Here is an 18226-nt window from a genome sequence, read left to right as displayed (position 1 = left end):
TGGAGCCCCGGCCATGAGCGAAGCCAACCGTTTCACGACTGATGAATGGGAAACCCAGCTCGAGGGCATCGACCGGGAAATCGTGCGGCATGCCCTGGCGTGCCGGGTGCGCCTGCTGGCCCCGGGCGTGGTCGAACGCGTGCTGCAGGACGACACCATCGTGTGCGGACAGGACAACCCGGTGGCCTTCAAGACCTTGCGCGGGCTGCTGGTGATGCACTACCTGGAAACGCACCACATGGCCCAGGCGATGGGCCCTGAACAGGCCAAGGCCGCGGCAGACAGCGTACGCACACATCTGGGGCGTACCTTGGGCCCGCTGCTCGACAACCTGCTGCCTGACGCCAGCCAACGCTGACCCCTTGTCGGCCGGCGCCGACAGCCACGTTCCGCCCCGCCCATACGGCACACCGATTGCCGTATTGGGGTATGAACCTCACTGTCCTGACCATCAACCTGCACAAAGGCTTCGGCGCCTTCAACCGGCGCTTCGTGCTGCCTGAACTGCGCGAGGCGGTGCGCAGCGTCTCGGCCGATGTGGTGTTCCTGCAGGAGGTGATGGGCGAGCATGAACTGCATGCCGCCCACGTGCCCAACTGGCCCCAGACGCCGCACTACGAATTCCTGGCCGATACGCTGTGGAGTGACTACGCCTATGGCCGCAACGCCGTCTACCCGCAGGGGCACCACGGCAACGCGCTGCTGTCCAAGTTCATCATCGCCCAGCACCACAACCATGACGTGTCTACCAGCGGCCCCGAGGAGAAGCGCGGCCTGCTGCATTGCGTGCTGAGCCTGCCGGGTGGGCGGGCCATGCACGCCATCTGCGTGCACCTGGGCCTGCGCGCCTCTCAAAGGCGCCAGCAGGTCGACGGACTGTGCCGGCTGGTCAACGGCCTGTCGCCCCAGGAGCCCGTGGTGGTGGCGGGCGACTTCAACGACTGGGAACAGAAGGCCCATGAACAACTGGGCCGCTGCGCCGGCCTGCGCGAGGTGTTCGTGCACGCCCAGGGCCGCGCTGCCCGCACCTTCCCGGCCCGCTGGCCGCTGCTGCGGCTGGACCGCATCTATGTGCGCGGCGCCCGCATCCACCAGCCGATGACGCTGCCGCGTCGGCCCTGGTCCCATCTGTCTGATCACGCCCCTTTGGCTGCGGAGGTATCGCTGTGAATCCACCACCCTTCTCCCCCACCGCCCCTATGCAACGCCCCGCCGACTGGACGCGCGGCAACGACCTGCAACTGCTGGAAAACGGCGAGGAATTCTTCCCCGCCGTGTTCGAGGCCATCGAAGGCGCACAGCATGAAGTGCTGATCGAAACCTTCATCCTGTTCGAGGACAAGGTGGGCCTGGCCCTGCACGAGGTGCTGCTGCGCGCAGCCAAGCGCGGCGTGCGCATCGACGTCACGGTGGATGGCTTCGGCTCACCGTCGCTGTCAACGCAGTTTGTCGAGCCGCTGATCGAGGCAGGCGTGCGGCTGCACGTGTTCGACCCCGCACCCAAGATCTCCCGCCGCCTCAAGCTGTTCCGGCGGCTGCACCGCAAGATCGTGGTGGTCGATGGACAAGTGGGCTTCATTGGCGGCATCAACTACTCTGCCGACCACCTGGCCGACTTCGGCCCCGAGGCCAAGCAGGATTACGCCGTGCGGGCACGCGGCCCCATCGTGGAGCAGTTGCGGCTGGAGGCCCAGCGCACGGTGGCCAGCGCCGTCGGCCAGCGCTGGCCGCACCAGCCCCTGCCGGCCCTGGCCCCCAAAGCCTGCCCGCCGCAAGGCGAGGCCCAGGCCCGCCTGGTGACCCGAGACAACCACAAGCACCGCGACGACATCGAGCGCCAGTACCGCCTGGCCCTGCAGGCGGCCAAGCACGAGGTGATCATCGCCAACGCCTACTTCTTTCCCGGCTACCGCCTGCTCAAGAGCCTGCAGCGCGCGGCGCAGCGGGGCGTGCGTGTGCACCTGATCCTGCAGGGGCAGCCCGACATCGCCGCAGCCACCTGGGCAGCCCGCATGGTCTATGACCGCCTGATCGAAGCCGGCGTGCGCATCCACGAATACTGCGACCGCCCGATGCACGGCAAGGTGGCACTCGTCGATGACGACTGGGCCACCATCGGCTCGAGCAACCTCGATCCCTTGAGCCTGTCGCTGAACCTGGAGGCCAACCTGGTCATCCGCGACACGGCCTTCAACGCCAGCCTGCGCGACAAGCTGATGCGCCTGATCCAGGAGAGCTGTGTGCACGTGCGCATGGAACACACCGTGGCCCGCCGATGGTGGTGGCGCCTGGGTGTGGGTGCGCTGGTCTACCACGTGGTGCGCCACTTCCCGCAATGGATGGCGCAGCTGCCTGATCACCGCCCCAAGGTGCTGCCCATGGCCGAGACTTCGGTGGTGGCCAGTGCACCGGCCGATGAGACGGCCAAGGCCTGGTCCTGGCGGCGGCTGAGTCCCAGCCGCCTGATGCCTCGCGGGGCCTCCCAATGATGGCCCGCCCACTGCCCCTGGCCCTGCGCAGCCCTTCGCCGCGCGCGCAACAGCACTCCCAGCACAAAGCCCGGGCCGATGAGCCGGGGGCCGAAGAAGGCAGCCAAACCGCCGCCTCCCCCACCAAGCCCTGGACCCGCTGGCTGGGCGTCGTCTTCGCGCTGGCCGTGGTGGGCATGCTGGCCTGGGCGGCCCGCCGGGTGGACTGGCAGGCCGTGCTGCAGGCTCTGAAGTCGATGCCGGTGGATGTGATGGCCATGGCCGCCGGTGTGTCGCTGCTGAGCTACCTGCTCTACAGCGCCTATGACCTGATCGGCCGCGCCTGGATCGGACACAAGCTGGCCTGGTGGCGTGTGCTGTCGGTCACGGCGGTGAGCTATGCCTTCAACCTCAACCTGGGCATGCTGGTCGGCGGCCTGGGCATCCGCTATCGGCTCTATTCGCGCCTGGGTTTGCGCGGCGGCCAGATCGGCCGCATCCTGAGCATGAGCGTGGCCACCAACTGGCTGGGCTATGGCCTGCTGGCAGGGGGCGTGTTCCTGTTCCGCCAGATCAGCCCGCCGGCCGACTGGCATGTGAGTGGCACCGTGCTGCAGGCGGTGGGTGCGGCGCTGTGGCTGGTGGTGGCTGGCTACCTGGCCCTGTGCGGCTGGTCCAGCCGGCGCAGCTTCACCGTCAGGGGGCATGAGGTTCACTTGCCCGGCCTGCGCATGGCCCTGGTCCAGCTGGCCTTGTCCAGCCTGAACTGGCTGGCCATCGCCACGATGCTGTACCTGCTGCTGCAAGGCAAAGTGCCTTTCGGGCTGGTCCTGGGCACCTCGCTGGTGGCCGCGGTGGCCGGCGTGCTGGCCCGCTTGCCCGCCGGCCTGGGTGTGGTCGAGGCCGTGTTCGTGACTGTGCTGGCCTCGCGCCTGCCGGAGGCCACGGTGCTGGCCGCCGTGCTGGTGTACCGGGCCCTGTACTACCTGCTGCCGCTGCTGCTGGCCACGGGCGGTTATCTGTTGATCGAGGCACGTGCGCCACGCGCGCAGACCGGCGCCGCGCAGCCACGCGCCGACTGAGCAATCCATCACGCCATCGGCCTGTTTGACAGCCTTTACCGGCCATGCGTCCCGTTGCAACGGGGCCATCGCTACATCTTGATGCGGGCCAGCCGATACTCCGAGGGTGCACACCCATCGCCCAACGGACCATGCCCCTTTAGCCCCCCCCGACCGACTGATACCTTCGGACGGGGGTGATTCGCTGTTCATGCAAGGCTCGGGCGAGCCTTCAGACCCCTTCAAGGCCCAGTTGGACCAGGCCCTCAAGCAGGGCTATCCATGGCTGCGTTTTTCACCCTCGCTTGAGGCTGCCTACCAGCGCGACAAGGCCCCCGAGCGCCGCCGCACGCTGGAGCGTGGCGGCCTGTGGCTGGTGGTGATGTTCAACCTGCTGCTGGTCACCGACTGGATGATGGTGCCCGACCAGATGGGCCTGGCCATCGGGCTGCGGGTGTTCTTCTTCACCGGCATCAACATCGTCGGCCTGCTGCTCAGCGATTACTTCACGCCCCGCTGGCGTGAGTGGTCCGTGGTGGGCATGAGCGTGCTGGCCGCCAGCATCAACGTCGTGCTGTGCCTCAACAGCACCGACCACCTGGCACCGCCCTACCTGATGGCCCTGGTCATGGTGCTGCTCTTCAACGGCAGCATCGTCCGCACCCCCTTCTGGAAGGCGCTGCTGATCGATGCCCTGGTGATCGGCATGTTCTTCGGCTCCTTGTTCCTGCTGGAGGCGCCGCAGTGGAACGTGATGCTCGCGCTGTCGCTGATCCTGGTGTCCACCGCCTTCTTCACGCTGTACAGCAGCTACGTGCTTGAGCATGAGGACCGCACCAACTGGCTCATGCAGGGGCAGGAGCACCAACTGGTGCAGGCGCTCAACCGCGCCAACCACCAGCTTGAACGCCTGTCGCGCTCCGACGCGCTGACGGGCCTGGCCAACCGCCGCCACTTCGACGAGTTCCTGGCCCAGCTGTGGCAGCGAGCCCGCCAGAGCGGGCGCGCCATCGCCCTGTTGATGATGGATGTGGACCACTTCAAGGCCTACAACGACCACTATGGCCACCCGCAAGGCGATACCTGCCTGAGGCAGCTTGGCGCCGTGCTGCGCCGACAGTTACGCCGCCCCGGTGACCTGGTGGCCCGCTTCGGCGGCGAGGAGTTCGTGGCCGTGCTGCACGATGCCCCGCTGCCTGAGGCCATGGCCGCTGCAGAGCGGGTGCGCCTGGGCGTGCAGGAACTGGCCTTGCCCCACGAGGGGGCTGTGGGCAGCCGCCAGGTCACGCTCAGCGTGGGCGTGAGCTCATGCGCGCCGCAACAGGTGGCGTCACCCGAAGCCTTGATCGCCGCGGCCGATTCGGCGCTCTACCAGGCCAAATCGCAAGGCCGCAACCGAGTGGTGGCCACCGAGCCCGAAGCCCCGCTGGAGGCCATGCCATGAGCGCCGTCCCGATGGATCAAGGCCTGGGCGCAGGCACACCACCACCCGCCCACCATCCGAGCGCCTCACCGGAGCACCCGGATGCCGCGCTCGCCGCCCAGCTCCTGGCCCGGGGATTTCCGTGGATGCGCTTCCCGGCCAGGATGGAGCGTGCCTTCCAGCAGCATGGCGCGGCGCAGCGCCTTCGGCACCTGCTGGTCAGCGGCGCCCTCTCGCTGCTGGTTTTCAATGGCTTTCTGGTGGCAGACTGGCTGGTCGCCCCCGATGTGCTGCAGGAGGCCGTGAAGGTACGCCTGGGCCTGTTCACACCGCTTTTCCTGCTGGTGCTGGGCTTTGCCGCTTTGTGCTTCCAGTGGGTGATCCGGCAACTGCCCATGTGGTTCATCGAAGGTATTGTGCTGATGAGCAGCCTGTGCGCTGCGGCGGCCGTGGCCTACATCCTGTCGATCACGCAGAGCGATGGGCGGGTCTTCTACCACGCAGGCTTCCTGGTGGTGCTGGCCTACAGCAATGTGGTGCAGCGCCAGCGCTTCTGGTATGCGATGGCGTCATCAGCGGCCGTGATGGCCATGCACCTGTGGTGCGCCCATTACATCGCCGCACCGGAGCCCCGCCTGCTGCCCCCCTTGATGACGGTGCTGCTGGCCACGGCCTTCTTCACCCTGGTCGCCAACTACGCGCTGGAGCGTGATGAGCGGCGGCAGTTCCTGCTGTCGCTGCGCCGTCGCCATCTGCTGCAGGAGCTCGACGGGGTGCATGCGCAGCTGCAGCGCATCTCACGGGTGGATGGGCTCACGGGCGTCTTCAACCGCCACCATGCCCAGGAAACACTGGAACACGCCTGGCGGCGCGCCGCCCACGATGGCAGCACCATGGCCGTGATCCTGGTGGATGTGGACCACTTCAAGAAGTACAACGATCATCATGGGCACCAGGCCGGTGATTTGTGCCTGCAGCAGGTGGCCCAGGCGTTGAGCCAGAGCCTGCGTCGACCGACCGATCTGGTGGCCCGCTACGGCGGCGAAGAGTTCATTGCGCTGCTGCCCCAGGCCGATGCGGCGCAGGCCACCCAGGCCGCCGAGCGCATGCGCCAGGCCGTTGAACAACTGGGCCTGGCCCATGGCGCGTCAGACACCGCCCCGGTGGTGACCGTCAGCGTGGGCGTGGCCATGTCGAAGGCCACACCCACACGTGACAGCGCGGCCCTCGTCGAGGCCGCGGATCAGGCGCTGTACCACGCCAAGCACCGCGGTCGCAACCGCGTGGCCACACAGCACTTGGGCTGAGTCACTACAGCACCTGGGCTGAGCCACGGCGCAGGCCGGGCTCAGCCAGGTGCTTTCAACAACGCTCAGAACAACCCTTCGAGGGACCAGGCCAGGCAGCGGTGCTCCGCCTGGAAGGCGCCGATCCCCAGCGTGCTCACCCCGGTGGCTTGCAGCCGCTGGACAGGCGATGTCAGCCCGTTGAAGGCCGGCCAGGGCGTGGTGGGCAGCGGGGCCGGGCCCACCGTGTGGTTGGGGTTGCCCGTCGTGATGAAGGCCTTCCAGTAGCGCAGCATCTGATCACCCAAGGCCTGTTGCTGGGCATTGAGCGGATCCTGCGGGATGCCCGCCACCGTCGACTGGAACACGTACTGCAGGTCACCCCCATGGAACGCCAGCCAGTCGATGAAGGGATCGGGCGCGAACTGCGGCGCGGTGCGATCGGCGAACTCGAAGGCGTAGGTCGGCGTCACGCGCGACAGGGAACGCGCCATGCGGTGTGCCACGCAGCTGAACACCTTGTCGGTGATCAGCGATGAGGCCGCCACATCCACGCTGCCCAGATTGGCCGCGCTGTACAGGCTGGTGTAGACCGGCGCGGCACTGCCCAGCAGGTAGCCCGCGACGCTGTCGTAGTCGGCCTGCGTCATCACACGGCCATAGCCCAGGTGGAACAGCGGCAGGATGAAGCCACGGCCTTCATCGCGGTTGGCGCCCACCATCACGGGTACACGGTTGACGCGGCCCAGCGCCATGGCCTTGAGCGGGGCCATCGGCAGGGTGACGCCATCTTCCGTGGCCGACCAGATGTCGAACTTGGTGACCGAGTCCTCATAGACCGGTGACACGGCCAGGATGTCCTCCACCGACTTGCTGCGCAGGCAGGCCATCTGCCCGCTGCCGGCGGCGCAACCCAGGCGATCACCCAGCGCATCGCCATAGGCGCGTGCTGTGGCCAAAGGCTTGGAGGCGATCCCGCATGAGGCGCTCTGCATGATGACGCGCTCGAACAGGCCATGCGCCTTGGGCGAGGCCAGCGCCAGGCAACCCGCCGTGCCGCCGGACGACTGACCCGCCATGGTCACCTTGCCCGCATCGCCACCGAAGGCCTCGATGTTGCGCTTGACCCAACGCAGCGCCAGCCACTGGTCCTGCAGGCCGAAGTTCACGCCCGGACCTTCCCCGCCCATGCCGGAGGTGGTCAGGAAGCCGAACGCCCCGAGGCGGTAGTTGATGGTGACGACGATGGCATCGGTCTTGAGGGCCATGATGCTGCCGTCGTACTGGCTGCCCGTGCCCACCTGGAAGGCCCCGCCGTGCACCCACACGATCACCGGGCGCTTGCCATGGGCAGGCGCCGGCGGTGCGTACACGTTCAGGCTGAGGCAGTCTTCATCCACCGAGGCCTGCGCGAACAGGCCGGGGTACTGCGGGCAGGCCGAACCGAACTGCGTGGCACTGCGGGTGCCCACCCAGGCCGGTGCTGGCTGCGGCGCCTTCCATCTCAAGGGCCCCACGGGCGCCTGCCCATAGGGGATGCCCAGGAACTGCCGCACTCCGGACACCGACTGGCCCGCCAGCCAGCCTTGATCAACCTGGACCGTGGTCTGCGCCCGAACCGCTTGCGCGGTTCCGAGCCACAGGGCGCTGACCGAAACGAGAGCCCCCAACAAGGGCTTGACGACACGAGAACTGACTCTGTTCAAGATGGACTCCTTGTGATCTGTTTGTGACGTGTGAAACCACGCCAAACGGATCATCGACAAGGCCCCACCAGGCTTGATGTCTCCCTACAAATCGTTTCGCCGCACCACCGTGAAATAAGTCACGGTTTAGCTTGTAACTTGCAATTTATGCCATGTTTGCCGATTCACATCTCGGGAAATCAGGGCAGCACGATGGCGGGGTCTTCCACCCAGCGCCATTGGCCGGGCGCCAGGTCTTCGGGCAGCACCAGCCGGCCGATGCTGCTGCGGTGCAGGGCTTCCACGCGGTTGCTCACGGCGGCCACCATGCGCTTGACCTGGTGGTATTTGCCCTGCAGCAGGGTCAGGCGCAGGTGCGTCTCGCCGATGGCGTCGACGCGCTCGGCGGCATCGGCCTTCACGGGCAGCGGGTCGTCGTCCAGCACGACACCGGCCAGCAACTGCTGCAGCTGCTTGTCGCTCACCGGGTGCTTGCACGTCACCTCGTACACCTTGGGCACGTGGTGCTTGGGCGAGGTCAGCTTGTGCAGCAGCGGGCCGTCGTCCGTCATCAGGAGCAGGCCAGTGGTGTCCTGGTCCAGGCGGCCCACCGGTTGCAGGCCCCGGCGGCGCAGGGCCACGGGCAACAGGTTGTGCACGCCGGGCCAGGCGCCGGGCTTGAGCGAGCACTCATAGCCGGCCGGCTTGTGCAGCATCACCAGCGCCTTGACATGCGTCACCCAGGGCTGACCTTCGATCTCCAGCGAGAGGCGGTCTTCCATGAACGGTGCATCGGGGTCATCCACCACGGTGCCATCCACCTTGACCAGGCCATTGAGGATGAGGCCGTCGCACTCGCGGCGGGCACCGAAGCCCTGGGCGAAGAGGATCTGGCTGAGCGGCGCGTGGCCGGCGGGCAATCTGGAACGGGGCGGCATGGCGGGGCCTGAGGCTTTCTGGCAAAAACGCCATTGTGCTGCGATGATGGCCCCCCCACGACAGCGCGGAGCCGCACGTTGAAAGTTCACCACCTCAATTGCGGCTCCATGTGCCCCCTGGGGCGCCGCCTGATCAACGGTGAAGGCGGCTGGCTGGCGCCAGGCCACATGTGCTGTCACTGCCTGCTCATCGAGGGGCGCAACAGCCTGATCCTGGTGGACACCGGCCTGGGCACGGCCGATGTGGCAAACCCCTCACGGCTGGGCGCCGCCTTCAACGCCGTGGTGCGGCCCCGTTTGCTGATGGACGAAACCGCGCTGCACCAGATCCGCGCGCTGGGGCTGGATCCGAACGACGTGCAGCACATTGTGCCCACCCACCTGGACCTGGATCACGCGGGGGGCCTGGGCGATTTCCCACAGGCGCAGGTACACGTGCATGCGCCCGAGTTGAAGGCTGCGCTGGAGCGCCCCACCCTGCACGAGAAAAGCCGCTACATCCCGGCGCAATGGGCGCACGGGCCGCAGTGGGCATCGCACAGCGTGCAGGGTGAAAAGTGGCTGGGCTTCGACGCCGTGCGCGCCCTGCCGGACACCGATGAAGAAGTGCTGCTGGTACCGCTGGCTGGCCATACGCGCGGCCATGTCGGGGTGGCGGTGCGCACCGGCAGTGGCTGGCTGCTGCACTGCGGAGATGCGTATTTCTTCCGCGGTGAGCTGGAGGCTGATCCGCACTGCCCTGTCGGCCTGCGCATCTTCCAGTCACTGGTGCAGATGAACGGCCCGCAGCGCCTGGACAACCAGCGCCGGCTGCGTGAGCTCAAACGTGACCACGGGCGCGAGGTAACGCTGTTCTGCGCGCACGACCCGGTGGAATTGCAGGCGCTGGAGCAGCCTTTCAGCACCGCGATGGCGGCGGCCTGAACCCGGGCGCCTGGCGCGTGCTTATGGCCGCGCTACATGCCTGGATCAGCCGGATCCAGGCCGGCGTCTGCGCTGGTCACATGGACATCAGTGCAGACGAGACAGCATCAGGCGAACACGCCCGCGCTGTCCTGCATGCGGTCGGACACCTCGCCCAGGTGGTGCAGCGTATCGCCCAGGCTCAGCTCCATCACCGTCAGGCGCTTGAAGAAGTGGCCGGCGGCGTACTCTTCCGTCACGCCGATGCCACCATGCAGTTGCACGGCCTGCTGCGCCACGTAGCGCATCGACTGGCCCAGTTGCACCTTGGCCTGCGACAGCGCGCGGCGGCGCTCGGCGGCCGGGGCCGTGAGCTTGAGCGTGGCGTAGTAGCTCATCGAGCGGGCCAGCTCCAGCTGCATCTTCATGTCGGCCACGCGGTGGCGCAGGGCCTGGAAGCTGCCGATCAGCACGTTGAACTGCTTGCGGGTGTTGAGGTATTCCACCGTCAGCGCCAGCAGGCTTTCCATCGCGCCCACACCCTCAGCGCACAGCGCGGCGATGCCGATGTCGACCATGTGCTCCAGCGGCGCGAAGCCGTCCTTGGCGATCAATGCGGCGGGGGCATTGTCGAAGGTCAGCTCGGCCGCGCGTGAGCCATCGAGCAGCGCGTGGGTCTGGGCCTTGAGGCCAGCAGCACCGCGCTCCACCAGGAACAGGGCGATGCCTTCTGACGCATCGACGGCACCACTCACACGGGCCGGCACCACGTAGGCTTCAGCCACGCCGTCGTCACCGCCGATGGCGACCAGGTTCTTGACACCACTCACGCGCCAGGCACCGTCAGCACCTTGCTGTGCGGTCGCGCTGACATGGTTCAGGCGGTAGCGCGCAGCGCGCTCCTGCAATGCGGGAATGATGCGTGCCGTGCCTTCGGCCACGCGGGGCAGCCAGGCAGCTTGCAGCTCAGCAGGTCCGTGATCGCGCAGCACGCCAGCGCCCATCAGCGCGGCACCAGCATACGGAGAGATCACCAGGCCACGGCCCAGCTCTTCCATCACGACCATCGCCTCCACGGGGCCCATGTCCATGCCGCCGTGCTCGCCGGTCACGGCCAGGCCCAGCAGGCCCAGCTCGGCCAGCGATTGCCATGCGGAGCCTGAATCGGCACCGGCATGCCCACCGGCCTTGACCAGCGCGCGGCGGTGCTCGATGTCGTAGTCCTTGTCCACCCAGCGGCGCACCACGTCGCGCAGCTGCTCCTGATCAGAAGTGAAATCGAAATCCATGGTGTCTTGCCTTTCAGCCCAGCAGGGTCTGCGCCACGATGTTGCGCTGCACTTCGTTGGAGCCGCCGTAGATGGTGGTCTTGCGGTAGTTCAGGTAGGTGGCCGCCAGTGGGGCCGAGGTGATGTTGCCGCCCGGGAAACCGCCGGCGAACTGGTCGCCCTGCCAACCGGCTTCCATCGCCTCCTGCAGGAACACCTGCGAGGCGGGGCCGGCGGCCAGCATCATCAGCTCGCTGTAGCGCTGCTGTATCTCGCTGCCGCGCACCTTCAGCAGGCCGGCCACGTCCAGCGCCTTCTTGCCGCCGTGCTCCGCGCTGAGCACGCGCAGCACCATCATCTCCAGCGCGATCACGTCGACTTCGAGCAGTGCGATCTGGTCACGGAAGCGGGCGTCGTCATAGACACCTTCGGCACGGGCGATGCGCTTGACGCGCTCCAGCTCGCGCTTGGCGCGGTTCACATCGGCGATGTTGGTGCGCTCATGGGCCAGCAGGTACTTGGCGTAGGTCCAGCCCTGGTTCTCCTGGCCGACCAGGTTCTCGGCCGGCACTTCGACGTTGTCAAAGAACACCTCGTTGACCTCGTGCTCGCCGTCCATCGTGATGATGGGGCGCACGGTCACGCCGGGCGAGGTCATGTCGATCAGCAGGAAGGAGATGCCGGCCTGCGGCTTGACTTCACTGTTGGTGCGCACCAGGCAGAAGATCCAGTCGCCGTACTGGCCCAGCGTGGTCCAGGTCTTCTGGCCGTTGACGATGTACTTGTTGCCCTGGCGTTCGGCACGGGTCTTCACGGAGGCCAAGTCAGAGCCCGATCCCGGCTCGCTGTAGCCCTGGCTCCACCACACCTCGCCGCTCATGATGCCGGGCAGGAAGCGCTCGTGCTGCTCGGGCGAGCCGAAGGCCATGATCACGGGGGCCACCATCACCGGGCCGAAGGGCACGATGCGCGGGCTGCCGGCCATGGCGCATTCTTCTTCGAAGATGTGGCGCTGGATGGCGTCCCAGCCCGGGCCACCGAACTCCTTGGGCCAGCCGTAGCCGTGCAGGCCCTTGGCGCCCAGGATCTTGGCCCAGCGCTGCATGTCGTCCTTGCTCAGGCGCAGGGCGTTGTGCACCTTGTGCGAGATGTCGGCTGGCAGGTTGGCGCGCACCCAGGTGCGCATCTCCTGGCGGAAGGCCTCTTGTTCGGGGGTGAATTGCAGATCCATCGGGTGGTCCTGTCTCTGTGTGAACGTGAGCGGGGGCGGAAGCAGGCGCAACTCAGGCGCTGAAGGCCTGGATGCCGGTCTGGGCACGGCCCAGGATCAGCGCATGCACATCATGCGTGCCTTCGTAGGTGTTGACCACCTCCAGGTTCACGACATGGCGGATCACGCCATATTCATCGCTGATGCCGTTGCCGCCGTGCATGTCGCGCGCCACGCGGGCGATGTCCAGGGCCTTGCCGCAGTTGTTGCGCTTCATCAGCGAGGTGATCTCGGGGGCAGCGATACCCTGGTCCTTCATCTGGCCCAGGCGCAACACGCCTTGCAGGCCCAGCGAGATCTCGGTCTGCATGTCGGCCAGCTTTTTCTGGATCAGCTGGTTGGCGGCCAACTGGCGGCCGAACTGCTTGCGGTCCAGCGTGTACTGGCGCGCCGCGTGCCAGCAGAACTCGGCCGCGCCCATGGCACCCCAGGCAATGCCGTAGCGTGCGCTGTTCAGGCACGTGAAGGGGCCCTTCAGGCCTTCGACCTGCAGCTCGTTTTCGGCCGGCACGAACACCTTGTCCATCACGATTTCGCCCGTGATCGAGGTACGCAAGCCCACCTTGCCGTGGATGGCCGGGGCGCTCAGGCCCTTCCAGCCCTTTTCCAGGATGAAGCCGCGGATCTTGCCTTCATCATTCTTGGCCCAGACCACGAACACGTCGGCGATGGGCGAGTTGGTGATCCACATCTTGGCGCCGGTCAGCTCGTAACCACCAGCCACGCTGCGTGCGCGGGTGATCATGCCGCCGGGGTCGGAGCCGTGGTCGGGCTCGGTCAGGCCGAAGCAGCCGATCCACTCGCCACTGGCCAGCTTGGGCAGGTACTTCTGCTTCTGCGCCTCGGTGCCGAACTCGTTGATGGGCACCATCACCAGCGACGACTGCACGCTCATCATCGAGCGGTAGCCCGAATCCACGCGCTCCACCTCGCGGGCCACCAGGCCATAGCACACGTAGTTCAGCTCGGCACCGCCGTACTGGGCGGGGATGGTGGCGCCCAGCAGGCCCAACTCGCCCATCTCACGGAAGATGGCGACATCGGTTTGTTCGTTGCGGAAGGAGTCACGCACGCGCGGCAACAGGCAGCCTTGCGAGTAGTCGAATGCGGCCTGCTGCACTTGGCGCTCTTCAGAGGTGAGCTGCTCGGAGAGCATGAAGGGGTCGTCCCAGTGGAAGGCGGCTTTGGCGGACGAGCTCATGGTGTGTGTCTTTCTCAGGGAATCTTGAAGATGCGGGCGGATACAGCAATGGCAGTGCGGGATGGCGCTCAGACGCGCTCGATCACCAGCGCCAGCCCTTGGCCCACGCCGATGCACAGGCTGACCACGGCGTAGCGGCCCTGGCGACGCTGCAGTTCCCGCGCCACGGTCAGGGCAAGCCGCGCGCCCGAGGCGCCCAGCGGGTGGCCCACGGCGATGGCACCGCCGTTGGGGTTGACACGCGGATCGTCGAAGGCCACGCCCAGCTGTTTCAGGCAACCCAGCACCTGGCTGGCGAAGGCTTCGTTGATCTCGATGATGTCCATGTCGGCCAGCGTGAGGCCAGCGCGGGCCACGGCCTTCTGGATCGCCTCGACCGGGCCCAGGCCCATCACGCGCGGGGCCACGCCCGCAGCAGCGGCCGACACCAGGCGCGCCAGCGGCTTGGCACCGACCGATTCGCCGATCTCGCGGCTGCCGATCAGCACCGCGGCGGCGCCATCGTTGATGCCCGAGGCATTGCCGGCGGTGACCACGCCGCCCTCGAACAGCGGGCGCAGCTTGGCCAGCGTTTCCAGCGTCGATTCAGCGCGCGGGTGCTCGTCGGTGTCCACGTGCAGCGGCGGCGTCTTGCGGCCGGTGGGCACGTCGATGGCGTGGATCTCGCCCTTGAAGAAACCCTCAGCCTGGGCCTTGGCGAACTTGGCCTGCGAGGCCGCAGCAAAGGTGTCGGCCTCGACACGGGTTATGCCCAGGTCGTGCGCCACGTTGTCGCCCGTTTCGGGCATGGAGTGGTTGCCGTACTCGGCGGTGACGCGCGGATTGGGGAAGCGCGAACCGATGGTGGTGTCGTAGACCTTGATGTCACGGCTGAAGGCCGATTCGGCCTTGGCCATCACAAAGGGTGCGCGGCTCATGCTCTCGACGCCGCCCGCCAGGTACAGGCTGCCTTCGCCGCAGGTGATGGCGCGGGCCGCGTCGATCACGGCGGCCAGGCCGCTGGCGCACAGGCGGTTGACCGTCTGGCCGGGCACGCTCACAGGCAGGCCGGCGGCCAGGGCGGCGTTGCGGGCCACGTTGCGGGCGTCCTCGCCGGCCTGGTTGGTACAGCCCAGGATCACGTCCTCGATCTGCTCGGCCTTCCAGGGAGAACGGGCCACCAGGGCCTTGATCACCTCGGCGACCAGGTCGTCAGAACGAACCGGGGCCAGCGCGCCTGCGTGGCGCCCGAAGGGGGTGCGCAGACCGTCATAGAGAAACGCATTCAGCATACAAAGTCCTCATCGCGTGCAGAAACAATTAAGAATCGGCATCAAGTTCTGCATTGCAGAACATCGAAAGACTTCAACGCCCACGGACGCCCATTCATCGCGGCGGATGATAGCAGCATCAGAACATCGGATCACCTAGCGGTTCTACGCATCCTTTTTCAGGCCACACAGCATCATTAGGCAGAACAATGTTCTGAAATGCAGAACATCAAACCCATCAATAGCGTTTGGTCAAGGTGAGCTGATCGTTTTCACGCTTCATCTGAAAACGGCCCAGGAAGCTGTTGCCCAGCAGCACATAGGGCATGGCGCCTTCGGAAACGGAGCCCTCCACGTTATGGAGTTCAACATCGCCAATGCGCACGCTGTTGAGTTTGATCCGGTAGGCGCGGATGACGCCGTTGGCCGTGCTGGTGTAGCCCGGCTGGCCATCCTCGTACTTCAGGCCGATGCGCTTGGCTTCGGCCACGCTCATGGCCACCAGCGTGGCGCCCGTGTCGACCACGAAGTTCACCGAACGCCCGTTGATGGAACCCAGCGAGTGGAAATGCCCGCCGCGGCCTGCCGTCAGCACGATCTGGCTGCCACCACCACCACCACCACCACCACCGCCACCGCCCGAACCGCCGACGCTCACGGGCCCTTCGCCCAAGTGGACCGTCTGGCGTTTGCCGCCGATGTCCACCACGGCCTGCTCGGACGAGACTGACAGCACCTTGACGCCCTGGTGGCTGTCACCCGCCGCCATGGCCTTGGGCTGCCCGCCATTGATGACCAGCAAGGCCCGGCTGCCCATGCCGCCGGTCATGGCCACGCTCTGGGCCTGCGCTACGGCAGATGCCAGCCCCAGCAGGCCTGCCAGGCCCCACCCGACCGCGCGTGCGGCGGTGGCCGCAGCAAGGGTGGATGGCTGGCGTGAACGCGTAACGGCCTCGGTCATGGTCGTGATGCTCCCCTGGGTCTGTCGTTGTGCTGTCTGGTCTCGGTGATGCCGGGATCATGCCCGGCCCAGCCCGGTCAATCGCGGAAATTGTCGAAACTCAGCGGCACATCGTCAATTTCCTTGCGCAGCAGCGCCATGGCCGCCTGCAGGTCGTCGCGTTTGTTGCCCTGGATGCGCACTTCCTCACCCTGGATGCTGGCGTTGACCTTCATCTTGCTGTCCTTGATGACCTTGACGATCTTCTTGGCCAGTTCGCTCTCGATGCCGGCCTTGACCTTGAGCACCTGCTTGACCTTGTCGCCACCGATCTTCTCGACCTTGCCGATGTCCATGAAACGGATGTCGACCTTCTGCTTGGTCAGCTTGTTGAAGAGTACGTCGCGGACCTGGTCGATCTGAAAATCGCTGTCGCCAAGGACGACGACTTCCTTGTCTTTCTTCTTGAATTCAACGGCGGCACTGGTGCCCTTGAAGTCGAATCGGGTGCCGATTTCCTTGGCGGTGGTGTCCACGGCATTGCCGACGGATTCGAGGTTCGGGTCGAGCTTGGTGTCGAAACTGGGCATGGTTGTTCTCCTTTGTCTGCGAAAATTCTGCCATGCACACGCCCGTGGCCGTGGAACACGGCGCCAATCTCAAGCAGTACAACACTTTTGGCTTGCCTTCGGCGGCCCAGGCGCTGGTGCGCATCACCAGCGAATCCGACGTGCGCCGCGTGGTCGATGACCCCGCCCTGGGCCGCGCGCCCAAGTTCATCCTGGGCGGCGGCAGCAACCTGGTGCTCACACAGGATGTGCAGGCCTGCGTGCTCAAGGTGGAGGTGATGGGCCGGCGCCTGCTGGAAACGCGTGACGACGCCTGGATCATCGAGGCGGGCGCGGGCGAATCCTGGCATGGCACGGTGGAATGGGCGCTGGACAACGGCCTGCCTGGCCTGGAAAACATGGCGCTGATCCCCGGCACCGTGGGCGCGGCGCCCGTGCAGAACATCGGCGCCTACGGCATCGAGTTGAAAGACCGCCTCGAATCGCTGGACGCCGTCGACCTGATCACGGGCCGAACGGTGACACTGCATGGCGATCAGTGCGCCTTCGGCTACCGCGACAGCATCTTCAAGCAGCACCTGGCCGGCAAGAGCGTGATCACACGCGTGCGCCTGCGCCTGCCGCGCCCCTGGCAGCCCGTGCTGGGCTACCTGGAACTGGAACGCAAGGTGCTTGAGACCGGCATCACAGCCCCCGATGCCCGCCAGATCTTCGACTGGATCTGCACCATCCGCCGCGCCAAGCTGCCCGACCCGGCCGTGGTCGGCAACGCCGGCAGTTTCTTCAAGAACCCGGTGGTCACGCCGGAGCAGTGCCGCGACATCATCAGCCGCGACCCGGAGATCGTGCACTACCCCATGCCCGACGGCAGCTTCAAGCTGGCCGCCGGCTGGATGATCGATGCCTGCGGCTGGAAGGGCAAATCCATCGGCCGCGCGGGGGTGTATGAGAAACAGGCCCTGGTGCTGGTGAATCGGGGCGGGGCCAGTGGCGCCGAGGTGGTCACGCTAGCGCGGGCCATCCAGGAGAGCGTCTATGGACGCTTCGGGATCAGGTTGGAGCCGGAGCCGGTAGTGGTGTGAGTTGCCGGGCACAGACAGATCACGCCATCGTTGTGAACAGGCGCAATCGCCCCCTAACCGTTGGGAACACGTCCGGTCACGCCATCCCCATACTGTTGCCGCCGAACACACCACACGGGCATCAACACATCGAAAGCAACCATCAGGCTCGCCATTGCTGTCGCTGACGGTCACCTGCAACGCCCACACCGTCCGATACACCGCGACGGACCTGGGCGGCAACTGGAGCAGCGGCACCAGCATCAATGAGCAGGGCGAAGTGGTCGGCGCGTCGATACTCGCTGGTGGCTCGGTCTAAAACGCCCATTTCTACAACGAGGCCACCGGCATGGTGAACCTCAACAGCCTGATCAACACGGGCATCGGCTGGCTACTCAACAGCACCGCCTCGATCAACGAGCCGGGCAGATCGTCGGCTCGGGCGTGTACGTGTACAAGGGCCAGAAGGGGCTGTCCTCCTGACATCCGCACCAGAGCCCTTGGGTGGGGCCCTGGCCATGGCCGAGACCTTTAGGGCATGGCGTCACTCCCCGCCGAAATGGCAGATGTAGTGGTAGGCCTCGCCTTCCACCTTGATCTCGAACGAGGAGTTGCCAGGCACGTTGAAGCTTTCGCCCGGGCCGTAGGTCTGCCATTCGCTGGCGCCGGCCAGCTTGATGGTGGCCTTGCCGGCGACCGTTTCCATGACCTCAGGGGCGCCGGTGTTGAAGGTCAGCGTGGCGGGCAGGATCACGCCGACGGACTTGCGGGTGCCATCGGCCAGGGTCACGGTGTGCGACACGCACTTGCCGTCGAAGTACACATTGGCCTGGGTGCCGACGGTGCCGGCCAGGGTAGAGGTGATGCTCATGGTTGGAGGATGCTCGATGCAGTGTTCAGGGA

18 protein-coding genes are annotated in these 18226 nt (G+C 66.4%); 9 read left to right on the top strand and 9 right to left on the bottom strand.

Annotation, left to right across the window (positions count from 1 at the left end; all coding sequences use genetic code 11):
• Positions 1 to 13 precede the first annotated feature (13 nt).
• From WAQ08_RS06360 to WAQ08_RS06335, 6 genes are all read left to right on the top strand, one after another.
• Entirely contained in the window at positions 14 to 358 is a 345-nt protein-coding gene (locus tag WAQ08_RS06360) for a hypothetical protein (protein WP_422190109.1), read from the top strand.
• A gap of 71 nt (positions 359 to 429) precedes the next feature.
• Positions 430 to 1170, top strand: coding sequence for an endonuclease/exonuclease/phosphatase family protein (locus WAQ08_RS06355; protein ID WP_422190108.1), 741 nt, complete (start codon positions 430 to 432; stop codon positions 1168 to 1170).
• Between the two features lie 29 nt (positions 1171 to 1199).
• Positions 1200 to 2489 (top strand): cardiolipin synthase ClsB, encoded by a 1290-nt coding sequence (gene clsB, locus WAQ08_RS06350; protein WP_422190106.1) that lies wholly within the window; start codon positions 1200 to 1202, stop codon positions 2487 to 2489.
• Entirely contained in the window at positions 2486 to 3550 is a 1065-nt protein-coding gene (locus WAQ08_RS06345; RefSeq protein ID WP_422190104.1) for a lysylphosphatidylglycerol synthase transmembrane domain-containing protein, read from the top strand. The genes clsB and WAQ08_RS06345 overlap by 4 nt, the downstream gene beginning before the upstream one ends.
• Before the next feature lie 190 nt (positions 3551 to 3740).
• Positions 3741 to 4973, top strand: a complete 1233-nt coding sequence (locus WAQ08_RS06340) for a GGDEF domain-containing protein (protein WP_422190102.1) — start codon at positions 3741 to 3743, stop codon at positions 4971 to 4973.
• Entirely contained in the window at positions 4970 to 6259 is a 1290-nt protein-coding gene (locus tag WAQ08_RS06335; RefSeq protein WP_422190100.1) for a diguanylate cyclase domain-containing protein, read from the top strand. Before WAQ08_RS06340 ends, WAQ08_RS06335 begins: the two co-directional genes overlap by 4 nt.
• A gap of 65 nt (positions 6260 to 6324) precedes the next feature.
• Here the strand turns inward: WAQ08_RS06335 and WAQ08_RS06330 are convergent, their stop codons facing one another.
• A complete protein-coding gene (locus WAQ08_RS06330; protein ID WP_422190098.1) occupies positions 6325 to 7944 on the bottom strand; it encodes a carboxylesterase/lipase family protein in 1620 nt (539 codons plus the stop codon).
• Positions 7945 to 8123: 179 nt separating this feature from the next.
• A complete protein-coding gene (locus WAQ08_RS06325) occupies positions 8124 to 8861 on the bottom strand; it encodes a pseudouridine synthase (RefSeq protein WP_422190096.1) in 738 nt (245 codons plus the stop codon).
• A gap of 78 nt (positions 8862 to 8939) precedes the next feature.
• Here WAQ08_RS06325 and WAQ08_RS06320 point away from each other — a divergent pair, with 78 nt between their 5' ends.
• Positions 8940 to 9785, top strand: coding sequence for an MBL fold metallo-hydrolase (locus WAQ08_RS06320; protein WP_422190094.1), 846 nt, complete (start codon positions 8940 to 8942; stop codon positions 9783 to 9785).
• A gap of 107 nt (positions 9786 to 9892) precedes the next feature.
• Here the strand turns inward: WAQ08_RS06320 and WAQ08_RS06315 are convergent, their stop codons facing one another.
• The 6 genes from WAQ08_RS06315 to WAQ08_RS06290 all read right to left on the bottom strand — a co-directional run bounded on the left by WAQ08_RS06315 (position 9893) and on the right by WAQ08_RS06290 (position 16283).
• Positions 9893 to 11053, bottom strand: coding sequence for an acyl-CoA dehydrogenase family protein (locus WAQ08_RS06315; RefSeq protein ID WP_422190092.1), 1161 nt, complete (start codon positions 11051 to 11053; stop codon positions 9893 to 9895).
• 13 nt (positions 11054 to 11066) lie between these two features.
• On the bottom strand, positions 11067 to 12263 hold the full coding sequence (locus WAQ08_RS06310) for an acyl-CoA dehydrogenase family protein (protein ID WP_422190090.1): 1197 nt from the start codon (positions 12261 to 12263) through the stop codon (positions 11067 to 11069).
• Between the two features lie 52 nt (positions 12264 to 12315).
• Entirely contained in the window at positions 12316 to 13503 is a 1188-nt protein-coding gene (locus WAQ08_RS06305) for an acyl-CoA dehydrogenase (RefSeq protein WP_422190088.1), read from the bottom strand.
• 68 nt (positions 13504 to 13571) lie between these two features.
• Positions 13572 to 14774: a 3-oxoadipyl-CoA thiolase gene (locus WAQ08_RS06300; RefSeq protein WP_422190086.1), complete on the bottom strand. Its 1203-nt coding sequence runs from the start codon at positions 14772 to 14774 to the stop codon at positions 13572 to 13574.
• A 217-nt stretch (positions 14775 to 14991) separates the two neighbouring features.
• Positions 14992 to 15714 carry a retropepsin-like aspartic protease family protein gene (locus WAQ08_RS06295; protein ID WP_422190084.1) on the bottom strand — a complete coding sequence of 241 codons (723 nt, stop codon included), beginning with the start codon at positions 15712 to 15714 and terminating at the stop codon, positions 14992 to 14994.
• A gap of 77 nt (positions 15715 to 15791) precedes the next feature.
• The gene (locus tag WAQ08_RS06290; protein ID WP_422190082.1) at positions 15792 to 16283 is read right to left on the bottom strand and encodes a YajQ family cyclic di-GMP-binding protein; all 492 of its coding nucleotides are present in this window, start codon (positions 16281 to 16283) and stop codon (positions 15792 to 15794) included.
• A 32-nt stretch (positions 16284 to 16315) separates the two neighbouring features.
• On the opposite strand from WAQ08_RS06290, the gene murB reads away from it, so the two are divergent.
• Positions 16316 to 17344 carry a UDP-N-acetylmuramate dehydrogenase gene (murB, locus tag WAQ08_RS06285; RefSeq protein ID WP_422190080.1) on the top strand — a complete coding sequence of 343 codons (1029 nt, stop codon included), beginning with the start codon at positions 16316 to 16318 and terminating at the stop codon, positions 17342 to 17344.
• Between the two features lie 154 nt (positions 17345 to 17498).
• A complete protein-coding gene (locus tag WAQ08_RS06280) occupies positions 17499 to 17642 on the top strand; it encodes a hypothetical protein (RefSeq protein ID WP_422190078.1) in 144 nt (47 codons plus the stop codon).
• A 225-nt stretch (positions 17643 to 17867) separates the two neighbouring features.
• Here the strand turns inward: WAQ08_RS06280 and WAQ08_RS06275 are convergent, their stop codons facing one another.
• Positions 17868 to 18194, bottom strand: a complete 327-nt coding sequence (locus WAQ08_RS06275) for a pyrimidine/purine nucleoside phosphorylase (RefSeq protein WP_422190076.1) — start codon at positions 18192 to 18194, stop codon at positions 17868 to 17870.
• Between the last annotated feature and the right edge of the window lie 32 nt (positions 18195 to 18226).

The sequence above is a fragment of the Aquabacterium sp. genome (assembly GCF_049274795.1).
Classification (GTDB): domain Bacteria; phylum Pseudomonadota; class Gammaproteobacteria; order Burkholderiales; family Burkholderiaceae_C; genus Aquabacterium.
This window is presented reverse-complemented; position numbering and strand designations above follow the sequence as displayed.

What these genes read in the sequence shown, in the direction of transcription:
- WAQ08_RS06340 (WP_422190102.1), top strand. Translation starts at nt 3,741, where the DNA reads ATGCAAGGCTCGGGCGAGCCTTCAGACCCCTTCAAGGCCCAGTTGGAC.
- clsB (WP_422190106.1), top strand. Translation starts at nt 1,200, where the DNA reads ATGCAACGCCCCGCCGACTGGACGCGCGGCAACGACCTGCAACTGCTG.
- WAQ08_RS06345 (WP_422190104.1), top strand. Translation starts at nt 2,486, where the DNA reads ATGATGGCCCGCCCACTGCCCCTGGCCCTGCGCAGCCCTTCGCCGCGC.
- WAQ08_RS06360 (WP_422190109.1), top strand. Translation starts at nt 14, where the DNA reads ATGAGCGAAGCCAACCGTTTCACGACTGATGAATGGGAAACCCAGCTC.
- WAQ08_RS06305 (WP_422190088.1), bottom strand. Translation starts at nt 13,503, where the DNA reads ATGAGCTCGTCCGCCAAAGCCGCCTTCCACTGGGACGACCCCTTCATG.
- WAQ08_RS06295 (WP_422190084.1), bottom strand. Translation starts at nt 15,714, where the DNA reads ATGACCGAGGCCGTTACGCGTTCACGCCAGCCATCCACCCTTGCTGCG.
- WAQ08_RS06300 (WP_422190086.1), bottom strand. Translation starts at nt 14,774, where the DNA reads ATGCTGAATGCGTTTCTCTATGACGGTCTGCGCACCCCCTTCGGGCGC.
- WAQ08_RS06315 (WP_422190092.1), bottom strand. Translation starts at nt 11,053, where the DNA reads ATGGATTTCGATTTCACTTCTGATCAGGAGCAGCTGCGCGACGTGGTG.
- WAQ08_RS06310 (WP_422190090.1), bottom strand. Translation starts at nt 12,263, where the DNA reads ATGGATCTGCAATTCACCCCCGAACAAGAGGCCTTCCGCCAGGAGATG.
- WAQ08_RS06290 (WP_422190082.1), bottom strand. Translation starts at nt 16,283, where the DNA reads ATGCCCAGTTTCGACACCAAGCTCGACCCGAACCTCGAATCCGTCGGC.
- WAQ08_RS06335 (WP_422190100.1), top strand. Translation starts at nt 4,970, where the DNA reads ATGAGCGCCGTCCCGATGGATCAAGGCCTGGGCGCAGGCACACCACCA.
- WAQ08_RS06325 (WP_422190096.1), bottom strand. Translation starts at nt 8,861, where the DNA reads ATGCCGCCCCGTTCCAGATTGCCCGCCGGCCACGCGCCGCTCAGCCAG.
- murB (WP_422190080.1), top strand. Translation starts at nt 16,316, where the DNA reads ATGCACACGCCCGTGGCCGTGGAACACGGCGCCAATCTCAAGCAGTAC.
- WAQ08_RS06355 (WP_422190108.1), top strand. Translation starts at nt 430, where the DNA reads ATGAACCTCACTGTCCTGACCATCAACCTGCACAAAGGCTTCGGCGCC.
- WAQ08_RS06275 (WP_422190076.1), bottom strand. Translation starts at nt 18,194, where the DNA reads ATGAGCATCACCTCTACCCTGGCCGGCACCGTCGGCACCCAGGCCAAT.